Source organism: Legionella sp. PATHC035, assembly GCF_026191115.1.
Lineage (GTDB): Bacteria > Pseudomonadota > Gammaproteobacteria > Legionellales > Legionellaceae > Legionella.
The window spans coordinates 1,489,069-1,507,437 of sequence record NZ_JAPHOT010000001.1 but is presented as its reverse complement, the minus strand read 5'-3'; the positions used below and the strand labels follow the sequence as shown (position 1 = coordinate 1,507,437).

The window sequence follows — 18,369 nt, the reverse complement described above, 5'->3', positions numbered from 1 at the left end:
TTGCTGTTAAGAATCTGGGGCATTGTAGTTGTTTTATTCTCAAACTCCTAACTTATAGAGAATCTCATGCAACATAATAATATCGTTTTGATTACTGGTGGTACCGGGGATATAGGCACAGCAATTGCGAAAGAATTAAATTCATCTTACAAACATGTTTTTGCTCTTGATTTAATTACAGAAGAGGAGGGTAAAGCATGGAAAAAAGAGCTGATGGATGAAGGATATAAAAATATTCATTTTCGTCATATGGATGTAACTGATTATGATCAATGCGGGGAGGTTATTTCTTCCATTATTGAGCAGTTTGGTAATATTGATGTGTTAATTAATAACGCGGGTATCACTCGCGATGCTGTATTTACAAAAATGACCAAGAAGCAATGGGATGAAGTATTAACGGTTAATCTTGATGGCATGTTTAATGTAACTCGTCATGTCGTTGAAAACATGAGAGAGCACGAATCAGGACGAATTGTTAATGTTTCTTCAGTGAATGCCCAAAAAGGACAATTTTCGCAAGCAAATTATGCAGCATCTAAAGCGGGTGTCTACGGTTTTACTAAAAGTTTGGCTCAGGAATTAATGAGTAAGAACATCACTGTCAATAGTCTATCACCTGGGTATGTGGATACTCGTTTAATGAAAGGTATAAGACCCGATATTCTGGATGCGATTATTGCTCAAATTCCTGCAAAGCGTTTGGCGCAAACACAAGAAATTGCCTGGGCTGTAGAGTTCTTAATTAGCGAGAAGAGTCGATATATTACAGGAGCTAATCTCAGCGTCAATGGCGGCCTTCATATGTATTAAAACCCTATGTACTTTATAAAAATTCCCTCTTCTACATGTGGGAGAGGGTAGTGGTGAGGGATTATTTGCCACAATCAATACCCTCATCCGCCCTAGCGGACACCTTCTCTCCAAGCCGAGAAGGGATATTTCCTCTTAATGGAATAGCACCTAAAATCAAGAGAAAACTATGACTCGATTAATAAAAAAATACAAAAACCGTCGGCTGTATGATACTGAGACAAGCCAATATATAACCCTTGAAGACTTACAGCGTTATGTTGTGGAGGGTATGCAATTTAAAGTAGAGGATTCGCTAACTGGTAACGATTTAACGAACTCGATCTTGTTGCAAATTATTGTGGAGATGGAAGCAGGTTCCACTCAATTTTTATCTTCCGACATTTTGCGGCAGATCATTGCTCTAGCAAATCATCCGATGCATGCTTCTTTAAAACAAATGATGGAACAAATGTTCCAAGTTATGGAAAAACCATTGCAAAATAATCCTTATCTTCAGGCAACTGAAAATTGGAATCAACAAATGCAAAAGATGATGCAACAATGGCAAAGTATATTTAAAAGTTAAAATATCAGTACTGGCGTGATGATAAAGGATTTCAATAGTGGTTGATTTTTATGGTGCATTGCAAAAAAATATTTACTTAACCCATTGACAAATTTGTTATGAATAGACTAATATTAAATTGTGCGATGCAACATAGTGGAGAATATCATGAGTCAACAAAATTTTGAAAGATGGACCGAAGCGGCTAAAAAATTTCAAGAACCTTTTCAAGCAATGGCTGAATTGAACGTGAAAACGCTGCAAAGTTTGAATTATCTGAAGCCTGAAGAACTGTCTAATATTAAAAAGCCTGAAGAATTATTAGAAAAGCAAGTTAATCTCGCTGTTGAAAATGGAAAAAAGGCTTTGGATTACATGCAAAAATCATTTCAAATTCTTGAAAAAGCAATGTTAGGTTTCGTCCAGGAAGCTAAAAAAGCTACCGAGGTAAAACATTAATTAAAAATCTTATTTTAAAGCAGTCGAAGCGATGAAGCCTAGGCTGCTTTTTTATATTTGAACTCTTTATTCCATCCCAATCCAATGCTGAAGGAGGGCTTTTACGCACTCCTTATATAAATTTATTAGTCAATTGATTAAATGACAATTAAATCAACTCAAGAACCTATTGTTCCAAGGTACGGTTAGAAAAGGCTTTTTTAGTTTCTTGCAAGAGGATACAATGCTTTAAGGTTAGAAAATAATTAGAAAAGGTTATTAAAATAGGGGCATTGGGTGATTATTTTTCGTTATTTAGCCAAAGAAGTGTTTCTCACTTTAATTGCGCTCACCTCCATACTCGTATTAATTTTTCTGAGTAACCAATTTATTCAATACCTCAATCGCGCAGCCTCTGGAAATATCCCAGGTGTCATTATTATGAAGCTCATGATGCTTGAGCTACCCACTTTACTGAGTCTATTGGTTCCATTAGGTTTTTATACTGCCATGTTGCTCGCATATGGTCGTTTGTATGCTGAGAGTGAGATGACCGTATTGCGTGCTTGTGGCTATGGGCCAAATCAATTATTAAAACACAGTTTTATTATGGCGACTGTCGTAGCGATTATTGTGGCTGTGATTATGATTTGGGGAAGTCCTTTAATTTATATTGAACGAGCGAAGTTGTTGCGAACTACAGGGATAAAAACTCTGGTACAAACGATTATGCCTGGGCGTTTTCATGCGATTAATGAAGGTCAAGAAGTGTTTTATGTCCAATCGATGAGTCGTGATCATACCAAAGCGGAACAGGTATTTTTGGCAAAGCGTAGTTCGGTCAATGATCAAATTCGTTGGGATATCCTATGGGCCGATCAAGCTTTTGCAGAAACTGATGCAAAAACAGGAGAGGACTATATCATTTTGCAAAAAGGCAAAGAATATCAAGGAATTCCAGGGCAGGCAGATTATCAAGTCGCGGAATTTGGAGAGTATAAAGCCCGGTTGCCACATCCTGTTGTCAATATATCGCAAGATCTACGGACCATGAGTACGACCAGTTTACTCCCTTTCAACAACGAAGATCCTGCCAAGGCAGCAGAGTTGCAGTGGCGTTTGTCGGTACCGATTATGGTATTCACTTTGACTTTAATCGCGGTTCCTTTGAGTCGTATTAATCCGCGTTCAGGGAAATATGCTAAATTATTTCCCGCAATCATCATTTATATTTTATATGCGAATTTGTTATTTGTTGCCCGTGATGCAATGGTTTCTGGAAAAACACCTCAATGGCTCGGTTTATGGTGGGTGCATCTTATCGTAGTTGCCTTCGGTTTGTTCTTAATCGGGCGTAAGCAGGCGAAATTGGCATGATGAACATATTAGATCGCTATATTGCAAAAACGGTTCTTGGCTCAATTGGGTTAGTAACGCTCATGCTCGTAGGGCTACAAATTTTCATTTTATTTGTCGACCAATTAAATGACTTAGGCCGCGTGGATTATGGGATTACGCAAGCTGCTTTTTTTGTTTTATTGCAAATGCCCTACCAAGTCTATTTATTTTTTCCTATGGCAAGCCTCCTTGGCTGCTTGATTGGCCTTGGAATTTTAGCCAATCACAGTGAGTTGGTGGTCATGCGCGCATCAGGAATGTCTATAGGGCAGATTACTATGGCGGTATTAAAAGCCTCCATTGTACTGATTGTGTTGGTCACTGCATTAGGAGAAACTGTAATTCCATACTTATCGCATTATGCCAATGACTATAAGACTGCTGCAGTCAGTGGCGGACAAACATTAAGAACTTCAAAGGGATCTTGGTTACGGTATGGCAATGATTTCATTTCCGTGGGTTTAATCCTCCCTAATAATATTTTAAATAATATTTATCAATTTCGTTTTGATAATCATCATCATTTAAAAATGTCTCGATTTATTGCCGAAGCCCGCTATACCCCTACAGGTTGGGTTGCATATAATGTACAGCAAACTGATTTTGAAGCAGATAAAACCAAAACACAGACAGTTGCCTCACTTCCCTGGGATGTCTCTGTAAAACCAAAAATTTTGACAATAAGCAGTATTGAACCGGATGAAATGACCTTAAAAGAACTGAATCGTTACATACGAGAACAAAAGCGTAATCATCAAAATGTACATAATTATCAGTTTGCTTTTTTACAACGGATTATTCAACCATTTACGACTATGGTGATGATGATCCTTTCCATCCCATTCATTTTTGGACCATTGCGTTCAACGACTATGGGCTCAAAACTCTTGGTTGGCGCAGCAGTAGGATTCAGCTTTAATATTTTGAGCCGTTTTTTTGGTCCACTGAGTACCGTATTTCAATTACCGCCCGAGTTAGCTGCTTTAGGGCCTACTTTTATTTTTGCTTTATTGGGTTTGTACTTAATGAAAAGAGTAAGGTAATCGGGTTATTTAACAATAATGAATGTTTTCCACCGTGTTAGCCTCTTGCATCCCCGCTACTTATTTAATGTTCTGCCCCTTTTTTTATGGTAAAATATTGTCCATATCGTATTAAAATACTAATAATATGAAAATCCAGTGTAAGTTTTGCCGACAGCGGATGGAACCCACGGTGTGTTGGGAAAAAAGATTAATCACAACGGACCAAGCCGTTTATTATTGCAGTTTATGCAAAAAACAATTATTTGTACTGGGCGGTTTTTTAGATAAACCATTTTGGCAACGCCCTATCTATTTATGGTTTTGCGGCTCGTTGATCATTGATCTGATCGACTATTGGGAAAAAGCGAAAAATCTTTTAAGTGATAGGCATGTTGGTAAATGTTTATACCTTGTTTTATCCATCGTTTTAACAATTATTGTTTACTTTTTTTTATGATAACCGCCGCCTCTATAACCAATAAAATCGACGTCGCTTGAGCCTTGGCTGGACAAAAGCTCCATAACACGTTGGTATCAAAATGAAGTTCAGCCAAGGCTCAAGCCATGTCTGCAATAATCATTGATTACAAAATGCCAAGTATAGGATTTAGACTACTTGCCCTGCGGCCCATCCTGAGGACCATGCCCATTGAAAATTGTAGCCGCCTAACCAACCGGTGACGTCTAAGGCTTCGCCAATAAAATAAAGTCCAGGGACCTCTTGAGCCTCCATGGTTTTTGATGAAATCGCATGACAATCTACACCGCCAATGGTTACTTCAGCAGTACGGTACCCTTCTGTACCATTAGGTTTAACCTGCCAAGAGTTGAGTTGTTTCGCCACAGACTCCAAATCACGATTTGAGAGCTCAGCAAGTTTTTTGTCGATAAGCTCAGGTGCAATAAAGTGTTCGATAACTCGTTTCGGTAAGTGCATGGACAAGATTGAATTTAATTGTTTTTGTGGTTTATCTACGCGTGCAGTTTTTAAATAGTCCAGAAGATTCATTTCAGGTAATAAATTAATACTAATGCTCTCGCCTGCATGCCAATAAGAAGACAATTGCAAAATGGCAGGGCCACTCAAACCGCGATGAGTGAATAGCGTATTCTCACGAAACTCAATGCGTTTATTTGATACTAAGCTGTCAACACTAATCCCTGAAAGCGGGGCTATTTTTTCTTTCTCGACAACATCCAAAGTAAAAGGAACTAATCCGGCACGGGTAGGCCATACTTTGATACCAAATTGCTCTGCAACTTTATAAGCAAAAGGGGTGGCTCCCATCGTGGGTATGGATAAACCCCCACTGGCAATAACCAAGGACTGACAGGAAACAATTCCTTTATTGGTTTTTATTTTAAAATGTTGTGATTTTTGAATGGATTCTATGTTGGTATTTAATTGGATTGCAACGCCTGCCGCATCACATTCTTTAAGCAACATATCGACAATATCTTTTGATTTATTATCACAAAATAATTGCCCTAAGGTTTTTTCATGAAAGGGAATCTTATATTTTTTTACAAGTTTAATAAAATCCCATTGGGTATAACGAGTTAAAGCAGACTTAAAAAAATGGGGATTATGGGAGTTGTATTTTTCAGGTTCAATGTAATAATTAGTAAAGTTACAACGACCACCACCTGACATTAAGATCTTTTTTCCAACTTTATTGGCGTGGTCGAGTATCAAAACCCTACGGTGACGTTTGCCTGCTTCAATGGCACACATCAACCCGGCGGCACCGGCACCTACAATGACGACATCTACTACTTCCATTGGATTTGACTTGTATAAAAGAAACGGTTGCAAGGGTAACATGCATCATCGGTAATGCAAAGCGTGAGCCTTGATCGTAGTGAGATTTTTTTATACGATTGGTTAACTCACTCTTATCAAAGCGTTTTATGTTACTTCTGAAGCATCTTCTGGCAATCTTGTTGGGTACAACTGTTTTACCTTTACGTGTTCTGGTAAATAATGCCTTTTATGCAATAGCAGCGCTCTTTTTGGGAGTGGCCGCTCTCATCGTACTCCCCATGGATTTGGCGTATACCCTTAAAGATAAGGGAGTATCGAACAGGGCGAATTTACTAATCACGGGTTTGATTTTTTTTCCGCTACTCACTGCAATGACTGCAGTTGCCCTGGCAGGGATAGCCGTTTATCTAACCTTCAATACTGTAGTTAATATGCTTGAGTCATTCTGGGTTGGTTTTAAAAATGGCCTACTCTATGGTATGGACGGTTTTGAGAATGCATTAGCCTCACAACGACTTTTCAACCTCATCCCCTCTGAGAGCGTTTTGCGGACTGGAGTAAACCCAGAGCACGCAATTAATGAGGTCGATTTTAATGGATTTCAACGCGTTAATATTGAGGACTTGCAGGATGTTCCTGTAGCCCGTAAGCCATTGGATGTTCCCGATCTGGAAAGCAAAGAAGGGCAGGCGTCCACTCAATTGTTAACTGAAAATCAATTAAAACAAATCCAGAGACTCATTGATGAATTACCCAAGCTTAAAGATCCTTTGCCTCCCCTGGCGAAACAGCAATTTGAATTGTTACAAAAGTTACATACCCAATATCAAGATCTATCACTCAAGCTGGAAAAAGTACGAGTTGCTTTAGAACAAGATGATAAAAGCCAAATCAAGGATGAACTGATTGTCGATATGGAAGTGGACACACCTATTTTGCTGGTCAAACAATATCAGGATGGCCAAAAATGGCTTAACATCCCTGCAACCAGTTATGTTACCGATAAAGATAATTTGTTAAATTGGTTGCAACATAGTCCGGTTCATCCTCTAAATAAGGATCTTTTGAAAGAACCTGGGGATTATAATGGCAAAAAAACAAGATATATTTGGTATCTGCTGACAAAAGATAATTGCTCTTCCCAAGAGCTTGATGAGGCTGCTGTGCAAATTCGCTTTTTAGTCAATGCATTGTCCATTAGATTAACAGAAAAGCAAAAACTAGATTTAGGGCTAGGTTTATCGTCACAAGCATTTTTTGCTCCCGTAGTTCAGGATAATTCTGAACTTTCTCAAGGTAACCATCAATCAATGAATTTTGGCTCAGGTTAGTAGTGTGAACTATAGCCCAAAGAGGACCACCGCTTATTTCTAAAATAAAGGCAATTGTTTTTTTTCTTGTTTAATTCATCACTCAAAAGGACAATTTAAGCTTATACTGTAGATAGGTAAAATGATTCTTTTAAGGGACCAAGATCATGAATGAACTTGATATTTTGCGATTATTTTATGACGAGATGAAAAATCGTGGAACAACTCGAGATCAAGTATTTTTGAGTATGGAAGAGGATGCAGCGGCGATGCTTTCTCAAAAAATACAAAGACCTGTCTCTGTAGAAGAGGTACAAAAATTAACGGACATTTGCATTGCTAATGAATGGTTGGAACGAACCACAGCGGATCCACATTATAAATATTTATCGTTAACTGAGGCGGGATTACAAATTATTTTAGCTAATCGATACAGTTAATTGTTCCTCAAGGGTATAAACTTTAAGCAAAAGTAGGTAAAATACGTCAATTTTACTCTTTTTTGTTGTCAATATGCCAAAACGAACTGATATTAAATCCATTCTTATCCTCGGAGCAGGCCCTATCGTAATAGGACAAGCTTGTGAATTTGATTATTCTGGTACCCAAGCTGTACGCGCCCTCAGGGAGGAAGGGTATCGAGTAATTTTAGTCAATTCTAATCCAGCAACCATTATGACCGATCCAGAACTTGCAGATGCAACTTATGTTGAGCCTGTGTCCTGGAAAGAGGTAGCACGGATCATTGAAATTGAGCGTCCAGATGCTCTTTTACCTACCATGGGTGGACAAACAGCGCTGAATTGTGCGCTGGATCTGGTGCGTGAAGGGATATTGACAAAGTATCAAGTGGAAATGATTGGTGCAACACGTGAAGCAATTGATCGCGCTGAAGATAGAGAAAAATTTCGTCAATTAATGATTAAAATTGGTTTGGATATGCCACGCTCGGCAATTGCTCATAGTATGGAAGAAGCAATCCAGGTGCAAGCACAATTAGGTTACCCAGCTATTATTCGTCCTTCATTTACTATGGGTGGCAGTGGGGGCGGTATTGCTTATAACCGAGAAGAATTTGAAGAAATTTGCATGCGCGGTTTAGAGTTGTCACCAACCCATGAATTATTGATCGATGAGTCAGTGCTGGGTTGGAAAGAGTATGAAATGGAGGTTGTGCGCGACAAAAATGATAATTGCATTATTGTCTGTACCATTGAGAACTTTGATCCCATGGGGGTCCATACCGGTGATTCGATTACTGTGGCACCCGCGCAAACACTCACTGATAAAGAATACCAACGCATGCGTGACGCTGCGATTAAGGTATTAAGGGCGGTAGGCGTTGATACAGGCGGGTCGAACGTACAATTTGCCGTCAATCCTGAAGATGGACGAATGCTGGTTGTAGAAATGAACCCCAGAGTTTCTCGAAGTTCCGCTTTGGCTTCCAAGGCCACTGGTTTTCCGATCGCGAAGGTCGCTGCAAAATTAGCTGTAGGCTACACTCTTGATGAGTTAAAAAATGAAATTACTGGGGGCAAAACGCCTGCGTCATTTGAACCAAGTATCGATTATGTCGTGACTAAAGTGCCTCGGTTTAATTTCGATAAATTCCCACAAACTTCCAATACATTGACGACGCAAATGAAGTCTGTAGGGGAAGTGATGGCCATCGGTTCCAATTTCCAAGAGTCATTACAAAAAGCAATCCGTGGGTTAGAAATCGGTCGTTGTGGTTTGCATCCTTTATTCCAAAAAGGGGATTTAGCACGTCTCAGAGGACATTTACGAGAACCGACGCCAGATCGACTCTGGTACATTGCCGATGCATTTAGAAGCAATATGTCGCTTGAGGAAATTCATCAGGAAAGTCGTGTTGACCCCTGGTTTTTAGCGCAAATCGAAGAATTGATTGCCTTGGAACGGTCCATGGCAGGAAAAAAACTCTCCGATGTGGATGTCGTGACGTTGCGCTTACTGAAGCAACGTGGTTTTGCTGATGCTTATTTGGCTAAAATTTGGTCATGCACCGAAGAGCAAGTTCGCACGCGACGTAAAGAATTAGGCATTGTGCCTGTTTATAAACGTATTGATTCTTGTGCTGGTGAGTTCCCCAGCGATACGGCCTATATGTATTCTTGTTATGAAACCCGATGTGAGGCTCGCCCCGATAAGCATAAGAAAAAAATTATGATTCTCGGTGGGGGACCTAATCGTATTGGTCAGGGTATTGAGTTTGATTATTGCTGTGTACATGCTGCTATGGCGCTTAGAGATGCAGGTTGTCAGACCATCATGGTCAATTGCAACCCCGAAACAGTATCTACTGATTTTGATACCTCAGATCGCTTATATTTTGAGCCTGTGACTTTAGAGGATGTATTGGGTATTGTCGATGTAGAAAAACCGGATGGAGTGATTGTTCATTACGGTGGCCAGACCCCCTTAAAATTAGCCCGTGCTTTAGAAGCAAATGGGGTTAAGATTATTGGAACTTCTCCTGATGCCATCGATAGAGCTGAGGATAGAGATCGGTTTCAAAAATTGGTGACTGAGTTGAAATTGCATCAGCCCGATAATGGTACGGTACGTAGTGAAGCAGAAGCGATTACTTTAGCCAATAAGATTGGTTATCCATTGGTGGTTCGCCCTTCCTATGTGCTTGGAGGCCGAGCAATGGAGGTTGTATACCAAGAGGATGATTTACGTCATTATCTCTCGCATGCGGTGGCTGTATCTAATGATTCTCCCGTACTCTTGGATAAATTTTTAAATGACGCTATTGAAGTCGATATTGATGCTGTTTGTGATGGGAAGGAGGTATTGATTGGTGCCGTAATGGAGCACATAGAACAGGCTGGCATTCATTCAGGAGATTCGGCGTGTACGTTGCCTCCTTTCAGCTTGAGTGTGGTGGTACAACAAGATTTAATGGAGCAAATGCGTCAAATGGCATTGAATTTAGGCGTAGTGGGTTTGATTAATGCGCAATTTGCGATTCAAGCGGATGACATTTATGTTCTAGAAGTTAATCCAAGGGCTTCAAGGACTGTTCCCTTTGTTTCCAAAGCTACTGGGCTGCCTTTGGCTAAAATTGCAGCGCTTTGCAAGTTGGGAATTAGTTTAAAAGAACAAGGCTTAAGTCAAAATCATCATATGCCCTCATTTTATTCAATTAAACTTCCCGTTTTTCCTTTTATCAAATTTTCCGGAGTAGATTCTATTCTTGGCCCTGAAATGAAATCAACCGGTGAAGTGATGGGTATTGCCAGACGTTTTGGACAAGCTTACGCTAAGGCACAATTGGGTGCTGGTTCTAATATACCTAAGAGACGGCGTGCGTTTGTCTCAGTGCGCGATGCGGATAAAACACGAGTCGGTGAAATTGCAAAGCGATTGATTGAATTGGGTTTTGAAATCATTGCAACGCGCGGTACGGCGTTGGCTTTGCAGGCTGCTGGAGTCGATTGTCGCAGGGTATTTAAGGTCAATGAAGGTAGACCTCACGTTTTGGATTTTATAAAAAATAATGAAATTGATTTTATTGTAAATACAACCGAGGGTAAGCAAGCAATCGCCGATTCTTTTGCAATCAGGCGCAATGCATTACAACATAAGGTCAGCTATACTACGACTTTATCAGGCGCTGAAGCGGCTTGTTTGGCTATGAAATATGAGGATAGAGAGACTGTAACCCGATTACAGGATTTACACTAGGGAACATAAAAATTGTAGCCTAGGTTAAGGCGCAATGATGTCAACTCAATGATGCACTATGGTCTAGGCAAAGTCGTCATCTTAAGGATGCATCCCCGTTTTATGCTTTGCGCTGATTCGGTCTAGGTATAAAGCTTAATTGACATCATTGGATGAAGGTCTTAACTTAATGCGCAAAGCTCTTTCTCTTGTTGTATTGGAGAAAAAGTAGAATTACCAGGGAATTATTTTTTTGAGGTAGATATGAGTAAACACCCCATGACAGTAGAAGGTGCGGAAGCACTGAAAGAAGAATTACAACGTTTAAAATTTGTTGATAGACCTCGTATCGTTGAAGCGATTGCTACAGCACGGGCTCATGGTGATTTGAAAGAAAACGCCGAATATCATGCTGCTCGCGAACAGCAAAGTTTTAATGAGGGCCGTATTCAGGAGTTAGAAGCAAAATTATCACATGCACAAATAATTGATATCAGTAAATTACCTAACAATGGCAAAGTAGTTTTTGGTTCTACTGTTACCGTCAGTCATATAGCAACAGATGCGCAAGTTACTTACAAAATCGTTGGTGAAGATGAAGCTGATATTAAACAGAATAAAATCTCTTACAGCTCTCCTATGGGTCGTGCCTTAATTGGTAAAGAATTAGATGACTCAGTCATTGTTAACACGCCAGGCGGTATGGTGGAATACGAAATTATTGATGTGCAGTACGTTTAATACTTGGACGTGCCCTGCGCGGGCACGTTGATGCTTAGGGAAATGAGTACGCAATATGACGTTTTCTGTACGTAAAAAGTGTCAAAAAGGTCTATAATCAATTAGAGCATTTTGAATAAATGCCTTAAGTGATTCACCGCTAAAAAATATAATTAATCTTTGTGTTACTATTACAGGAAGTAATAATGGACACTTTTTCTGAATGGTTTCAAACGACTCCAATTCCGGTTGATGTAATAACGGGTCACTATGATGTAAAGTTAGTGATCTTATCCTATATAATCGCCGTTTTTGCTTCTTATGTGGCTTTAAATCTGGTAGGCAGGCTTCGTGCTACAAAAAATAAACATGCGCGAACCTACTGGCTTGCAGGTGGTGCTTTTGCCATGGGGGCAGGAATATGGTCGATGCATTTTGTTGGCATGTTAGCTTTTATCATGCCTATGCCCATGGAGTATGATTTAAGTTGGACGGCAGCCTCCCTAATTGTTGCCATCCTTGCCTCTGCGTTAGCTTTGTTTATTCTACAGAAAAAAGATTATTCCCTTTTGCATTTTGCTTTGGGTGGCTTCATCGTTGGTCTTGCTATATCCAGCATGCACTATATGGGCATGGAGGCAATGAAGGTTCATGTAACGATTCATTATTTACCGACTTTATTTTTTCTTTCTATTCTTATTGGAATTGCTGCCGCAGAAGCGGCTATTTGGCTTGCCTTAGAAAGCAATTATGGTTCAAGTAAAAGACAATTTAATTTAAAAATCATCAGCTCCTTGCTCATGGGACTTGCTATTTGTGGCATGCATTATACAGGGATGTCAGCCGCAGTATTTACCCCTAATTTATCCCATGTGATGATAAACGAAAATGCAGGGATACAACCTAGCTATTTAGCCTTTTTCATTGCAGGCGTTAGTGGATTGATTTGTGCTCTTGCACTGACGGTATCCAATTATTACAAAAAAATGGTCACGGCGATCTCAAATGAGAAGGAATTTCTCAATGCGATGCTGGATAACTTAGAAGATGGGATTATCGCATGTAATGCTGAGGGGCGAATTACTGTCTTGAATCATACGATTCAAAAATACATTAACTCAGACAAGTCAAATAAAAACATCAATAACATCTTGGATTATTTTAGTCTTTACACGACCAATAATAATCCCATTAACCCTGAGGATTTTCCTCTTAAACGGGCTTTAAATGGTGAACGAGTGCGCGCTGTTGAACTCCTGATGCATATTAAAAATAATGGGATTCGCAATGTAGTCATTGATGGGCAAAAAATAATTAATTCAGAGGGAAAGAACCTAGGGGCGGTGATTGTAATCCATGATGTTACTGATTTGAAACAAACTGAACGATTAAAGAATGAATTTGTTTCGATAGTGAGTCACGAGTTACGCACACCACTTACATCCATCCGGGGGTCTTTGGGACTTTTAGTAAGTGGGGTTATGGGTAAATTTCCCGAAAAAATAATGAAATTGCTTGCAATAGCCAATAATAACTGTGAACGTCTATTGTTGTTAATAAATGATATTTTGGATATTGAAAAAATTGAAGCCGGAAAAATGGATTTTGAATTAAAGGTAACCAGCTTAAATGAAATAGTTCAGGAATCAATCGATGTTAATAAAATGTATGCTGATAAGTTCGGGGTACAAATTGAATTAATTCCGCCTGAAAAAGAGTATTTAGTCACCGTTGATTCAGGTCGTTTAATGCAAGTTTTGGCCAATTTGGTTTCTAATGCTTGTAAATTTTCTTATGAAAAGGAGAAGATTACCCTAAGTATCCAACAAATTGATTCATCGGTGCGTGTCTCCATTACCAATAAGGGTACGGGAATATCACCTGAATTCCAGCATCGAATTTTTCAAAAATTTTCTCAAGGCGACTCTTCAACGACCCGAGGAAAGGGGGGGACTGGTTTAGGATTAAACATCAGCAAGACCATTATCGAGAAAATGGGAGGATGCTTAAGTTTTGAAAGTAAGCCTAATGATCTCACTACCTTTTATTTCGATTTACCAATAGCACACCAATTGCTTATTAGCCAAGAAAAAAATCAAATAGCTGCCCTAGAGTCTAGAAAGAGGTTACTTGTTTGTGAAGACGATAGTGATCAATCAAATTACATCAAATTACTATTAGAATCAGCGGGTTTTCTTGTGGAGGTGGCAAATACTGCAAAAGAGACACGAGAAATGTTAGAAAAACAGGAATACCATGCGCTCTTGTTGGATCTCATATTACCGGATCAAGATGGAGTTTCGTTTATTAGAGAACTGCGCACCAATAACAAAACAAAAAATTTACCCATTATCGTGCTTTCTGTCATTGCTGAAACAGGAAGAGAATTATCTAATGGTGACGCTGTTTCAATAGTTGATTGGTTGGATAAACCAATAGATTTTAATAAGCTACTGTTCACAATCAGCAAAATACAAAAAAATAACCGCCAAAGCAAACCTCATATATTGCATGTTGAAGATAATAAAGATACCCAAAAAATTTTAGAAGTGCTGCTGGAAAAATATGCGAACGTGACAACCGCGAATAATTTAGACGAAGCAAAAAAAAGGCTTCAAAATGAGAAATATAATTTAGTGATTTTAGATTTATTGTTGCCCGATGGAAATGGTGCCGACATTCTTCCTTTAATATCGAAATATCATGCGCCGGTTCTTGTATTTTCTGATACTAAACTAAATGAAGATTCTTCTAAGTATGTCAGCCAAGCATTGCTTAAATCGAGCTCCTCAAATGAAATTTTATTAAATACGATTAAAAACCTTCTCTAACTCGTTGATTAAAGGAATGGAAGATGGCTGATAAAGAACTTAAAAGGATTTTATATGCTGAAGACGAAGAGGATATAAGAGCTATCGCCCAAATTGCTTTGGAAGATATTGGTGGGTTTACGGTGAGGTATTGTTCTAATGGAAAAAAAATTCTCGAAGAAGCAATAGAATACATCCCTGATTTGCTTTTGTTGGATGTCATGATGCCGGAAATGGATGGGCCTACGACCTTACGAGAATTACGTAAGAATCCAAATTTTATAAAAATACCCGCTATATTTATGACTGCTAAAATACAAAATAATGAGATAGAAGATTATAAGTCGATTGGAGCAATTGATGTCATTAAAAAACCTTTTGATCCTTTGACGCTTGCGACGTCAATAAAAAATGCATGGTTGAAATATAATGGATGAAAAAATTCAGAAAAAATTACATGATCTTTTTGTTCTCTACAGCAAGAATTTACCAGAAAAAATTCACAGTATAGAGATCCAATGGCATGCGCTACTCAAAAAATGGGATTTAGCAGGCTTTCAAAACTTTCATCGCGATGTCCACAGTTTATGTGGCTCAGCGGGAACCTATGGTTATACCGAATTAAGTAAAACAGCACGCCGGATGGAAATATCATTAAAGGAAATTTTAGTTAATGGACTATTAACTCCTGAGGATCAGGAACTAATTAATTCTTTTTTTGCCCAATTAAAAAGTGTATTGGCTAAAGAGGCTCCTAAAAAACCACTAATTTTTACCGACATAACGGAGCTTACCGACAATAAATTAGTGTATATCTTAGAGCAGGAAACTGATTTAGTTCATGAACTAAGTGAAAATCTTAAACACGCTGGCTACCATGCACAACCTGTAGATGATATCGGGTCTTTATTGAGTTCGGTTCAAAAAAAACAACCAGTTGCAATAATTGTTGATACCAATTATTTAAAAAAGTCAGCACTGGATCAACTGATTGCGATACAAAAAAAGCAAAAAACCCCAGTTCAATTATTTTGTATCGTTCCAAATGCTGATTTAGCACCGCGACTTACCGCAATACGTGCCGGTTGTGTGGCTTATTTTCAAAAGCCTCTTGATGTAACGTATTTAGTACAAGAGTTAAACATAAATTGCAGTTCAATGGTTAATGAAGCATACCGCATTTTAATTCTGGATGATTCTAAGTCACTTGCTGAATATTATTCGCTGATTTTAAAACAAGCGGATATGATTACTCGCGCCATTACCAATCCATTAAATTTATTAAAAGAGCTTGAAACATTTCAGCCCGATCTATTATTGATGGATATATATATGCCAGAATGTTCGGGTATGGAGCTTGCTGCGTTACTGCGCAAGGATAGAAGATATACTAAAATGCCAATTATCTTCCTCTCTACAGAGGATGACAAAAATAAAAAATTAGCAGCGATTAGTTTGGGCGGAGATGATTTTCTTACCAAACCGGTTTCTCCACATGATTTGGTTTCGGCGGTACGTTCACGATCAAACCGTGCAAGCATTTTAAATTATTACATGACTACAGATAGTCTGACGGGTTTATTAAACCATTCGAGTATTTTAAATCGTTTAAATATTGAAGTGGCTAGAGCGAAACAACAGAACTCACCTGTATCTTTCATCATGATCGATATTGATCATTTTAAATCGATTAATGATACCTATGGTCATCCTTTTGGTGATCTGGTAATTAAAAAGTTGGCCTCATTATTTATGGTAAGTTTACGCAATCGAGACATTATTGGACGATATGGCGGGGAAGAGTTTGCAATCATATTGCCCGGTGCTGATCTGCAAAGCAGTCTAAAAATTTGTAATGATTTACGGCTTCAATTTTCCAGAAATTATTTTACTGTAAATGAGCAAAAGGTTCATGTGACGATTAGTGTTGGCATTTCATATTTTAATGGCAATCATGATATCAACAGCATTGTGATCCAGGCAGATAAGGCTTTATATAAGGCGAAGGAAAGGGGGCGAAATCAAGTAGTTGTCTATGATGAAACACTGATTGAGAATTAGTGTTCTGCCTCGATCGAAATTCCTAGCCTGAATTTGCCATGCAGTTAAAATTCGCGCCAACTTGTGGGTTGCGGACGGAGGGCGTAGGTATAGTCGCTGCAATCAATGCGTCAACAGGAGCGACCTCTTCCCCTTTGTTCTCGTCATTCTAAGCTTAGCGAGGGAACTTCTCGTTTTAGAAAGTGCTCAAGGAGAGATATCTCTCTTAGCACTGCGGATGATGGGATGGAGGGAGAAGGGAGATTCTCTATACCTTTGGAAATGACCCTAGGATGAAGAGGGATGAACCTGGGTTTTGCAGAATCCCCAGGTTCATCTTCTATTAGGGTTGAAATACGTCTTGTTGAATTCCACCCACAACCCATTGAGGACTGTTAGGGAATTGACGGAAGTGCCAAATTTCATCAAGCTGGCTTGGTTCATCATTTTCTTTAATAGAGCCAGTAAAGCGAACACTCGCGATTAGAGAATTAGATTGTCTTGAAACATCAAGTAATTCCGCGTCTAAACGGATGACTTCTGTTTTATTGGGCGCATCTCCCCGCTCATCCAATTGCATTTTAATTTCTGCAAATACCTCGGGTGCGGTGAACTCACTCATGTCTTGAAGATTCTTTTGATCGTAAGCTGCTTGTAATCGATTAAATGTCACCTTTGCTTCACGTAAAAAGGCCTCAGGTACAAAGCCTGCAGGGTATTCAGCAACGCCATTATCGCCATAACCGCCTGAACTGCTGCTATTGAAGGTTTGGGTAAAATTACTGAAGGGATTTTGGTTAAAGGAACTGCTTTGGCTTTGTCCTGACTGAAAGCCGGGTTGCATTCTTTTGCGGAAAAAACCGACAATGAAGAAAATAATCGCACCTACAATGAGCCATGACAAGAGGCCACTGGTAAGACCATGTCCCATAAATAAGCTGGTCAGTAAGCCGCCAATTAATAAACCACTGAGTAAGCCCCCCCATCTGCTTGGATTTTTGGTGCTTTGTCCCATTACACTGGATTTCTGTACTTTATTTTGGGAAAACAGGGCATTTTGTGAACGCTGTATGCCAAAACTTCTACCTGCGCCAAAACGCTTGGCAGAGGCTTCATTAACGAGCAGGCCAAAACTGAATAATGCAATAAGCAAATAGGAAATAAACGTACGCATAAAATAGACCTTTGTTTTTTCAATTGAGATAAAGAGTATATATGAAATCCAAGGAATCTGCCTCTTTGTTGTTAAAATTTTAACTATACTTAACATAAAAAGTCGAATGGATTTTAAAAAATTGGCCTCAGCCAAGTAGGATTGGACAGGATGCAATAATCATTTGAATTGCCAACTGTATCTGAATTATAGGGAGATAAATATGTCTGAGCATCAAAAAGAAAATAAGGGTGGTATTGGCCTTTTTGCTTCTCTAAAAGCACCGCCAAAAAATACTCTTGAGTCACAATTTCAGAGTTTAGTGAATCGTATTGAAGATGAAATAACCTATTGCAAGCAGCAAAAGGAAAAACACCCAAGGTTTCAAAACTATTCGGATCAAATATCCGTATTAAATGCGACCAGGAATTTTATGTATGACAATATAGGGTTTAATCTTTTAGAAGAATACATGAGGATCTATCCTAAATGGGATAAATCTTTTGAAGCCTCCACTACAAAGATACTGATTCATGAAGCAATCGCTTATAAAAATGGTCAATAACAACCTTCGTCAATGAGCTTAGGCAACTAGGCTTTTCCCTAATGCTGCAAGGACGGTGGGTTGCTTCTTGAATCGTTGCTTCTCTCCTC

16 protein-coding genes are annotated in these 18,369 nt (G+C 39.0%); 14 read left to right on the top strand and 2 right to left on the bottom strand.

The genetic code is table 11. The features are described 5' to 3' along the window. Positions 1-66 precede the first annotated feature (66 nt). From phbB to OQJ13_RS06625, 6 genes are all read left to right on the top strand, one after another. Positions 67-813, top strand: coding sequence for an acetoacetyl-CoA reductase (gene phbB / locus OQJ13_RS06650; protein WP_265710071.1), 747 nt, complete (start codon positions 67-69; stop codon positions 811-813). Between the two features lie 169 nt (positions 814-982). Then, positions 983-1,381: a polyhydroxyalkanoate synthesis regulator DNA-binding domain-containing protein gene (locus tag OQJ13_RS06645; RefSeq protein WP_265703154.1), complete on the top strand. Its 399-nt coding sequence runs from the start codon at positions 983-985 to the stop codon at positions 1,379-1,381. Positions 1,382-1,528: 147 nt separating this feature from the next. Beyond that, positions 1,529-1,819, top strand: a complete 291-nt coding sequence (locus OQJ13_RS06640; RefSeq protein WP_265710069.1) for a phasin family protein — start codon at positions 1,529-1,531, stop codon at positions 1,817-1,819. 276 nt (positions 1,820-2,095) lie between these two features. Then, on the top strand, positions 2,096-3,175 hold the full coding sequence (gene lptF / locus OQJ13_RS06635; RefSeq protein ID WP_265710067.1) for an LPS export ABC transporter permease LptF: 1,080 nt from the start codon (positions 2,096-2,098) through the stop codon (positions 3,173-3,175). Next, positions 3,175-4,239 (top strand): LPS export ABC transporter permease LptG, encoded by a 1,065-nt coding sequence (lptG, locus tag OQJ13_RS06630; RefSeq protein ID WP_265711904.1) that lies wholly within the window; start codon positions 3,175-3,177, stop codon positions 4,237-4,239. The genes lptF and lptG overlap by 1 nt, the downstream gene beginning before the upstream one ends. A gap of 172 nt (positions 4,240-4,411) precedes the next feature. Then, positions 4,412-4,678: a hypothetical protein gene (locus OQJ13_RS06625; RefSeq protein ID WP_265710066.1), complete on the top strand. Its 267-nt coding sequence runs from the start codon at positions 4,412-4,414 to the stop codon at positions 4,676-4,678. A 150-nt stretch (positions 4,679-4,828) separates the two neighbouring features. On the opposite strand, the gene OQJ13_RS06620 is transcribed toward OQJ13_RS06625, so the two are convergent. Continuing rightward, the gene (locus OQJ13_RS06620) at positions 4,829-6,004 is read right to left on the bottom strand and encodes an NAD(P)/FAD-dependent oxidoreductase (RefSeq protein ID WP_265710064.1); all 1,176 of its coding nucleotides are present in this window, start codon (positions 6,002-6,004) and stop codon (positions 4,829-4,831) included. Positions 6,005-6,132: 128 nt separating this feature from the next. Here OQJ13_RS06620 and OQJ13_RS06615 point away from each other — a divergent pair, with 128 nt between their 5' ends. The 7 genes from OQJ13_RS06615 (at position 6,133) to OQJ13_RS06585 (ending at position 16,583) form a co-directional block, all read left to right on the top strand. After that, the gene (locus tag OQJ13_RS06615; protein WP_265710063.1) at positions 6,133-7,317 is read left to right on the top strand and encodes a coiled coil protein; all 1,185 of its coding nucleotides are present in this window, start codon (positions 6,133-6,135) and stop codon (positions 7,315-7,317) included. A 146-nt stretch (positions 7,318-7,463) separates the two neighbouring features. Continuing rightward, a complete protein-coding gene (locus OQJ13_RS06610) occupies positions 7,464-7,736 on the top strand; it encodes a hypothetical protein (RefSeq protein ID WP_265703164.1) in 273 nt (90 codons plus the stop codon). Between the two features lie 73 nt (positions 7,737-7,809). Next, complete coding sequence (gene carB / locus OQJ13_RS06605; protein WP_265710061.1) at positions 7,810-11,013, top strand: carbamoyl-phosphate synthase large subunit; 3,204 nt, start codon at positions 7,810-7,812, stop codon at positions 11,011-11,013. Between the two features lie 243 nt (positions 11,014-11,256). After that, positions 11,257-11,733: a transcription elongation factor GreA gene (gene greA / locus OQJ13_RS06600; protein ID WP_265710059.1), complete on the top strand. Its 477-nt coding sequence runs from the start codon at positions 11,257-11,259 to the stop codon at positions 11,731-11,733. Positions 11,734-11,918: 185 nt separating this feature from the next. Next, the gene (locus OQJ13_RS06595; protein WP_265710056.1) at positions 11,919-14,543 is read left to right on the top strand and encodes an MHYT domain-containing protein; all 2,625 of its coding nucleotides are present in this window, start codon (positions 11,919-11,921) and stop codon (positions 14,541-14,543) included. Between the two features lie 23 nt (positions 14,544-14,566). Then, positions 14,567-14,959, top strand: coding sequence for a response regulator (locus tag OQJ13_RS06590; RefSeq protein WP_265710054.1), 393 nt, complete (start codon positions 14,567-14,569; stop codon positions 14,957-14,959). Then, positions 14,952-16,583, top strand: a complete 1,632-nt coding sequence (locus OQJ13_RS06585; protein WP_265710053.1) for a diguanylate cyclase — start codon at positions 14,952-14,954, stop codon at positions 16,581-16,583. Before OQJ13_RS06590 ends, OQJ13_RS06585 begins: the two co-directional genes overlap by 8 nt. Positions 16,584-16,905: 322 nt before the next feature. On the opposite strand, the gene OQJ13_RS06580 is transcribed toward OQJ13_RS06585, so the two are convergent. Continuing rightward, entirely contained in the window at positions 16,906-17,736 is an 831-nt protein-coding gene (locus tag OQJ13_RS06580; RefSeq protein WP_265710051.1) for a Tim44 domain-containing protein, read from the bottom strand. 202 nt (positions 17,737-17,938) lie between these two features. Here OQJ13_RS06580 and OQJ13_RS06575 point away from each other — a divergent pair, with 202 nt between their 5' ends. Beyond that, positions 17,939-18,280 (top strand): hypothetical protein, encoded by a 342-nt coding sequence (locus OQJ13_RS06575; RefSeq protein ID WP_265710049.1) that lies wholly within the window; start codon positions 17,939-17,941, stop codon positions 18,278-18,280. Positions 18,281-18,369: the final 89 nt, after the last annotated feature.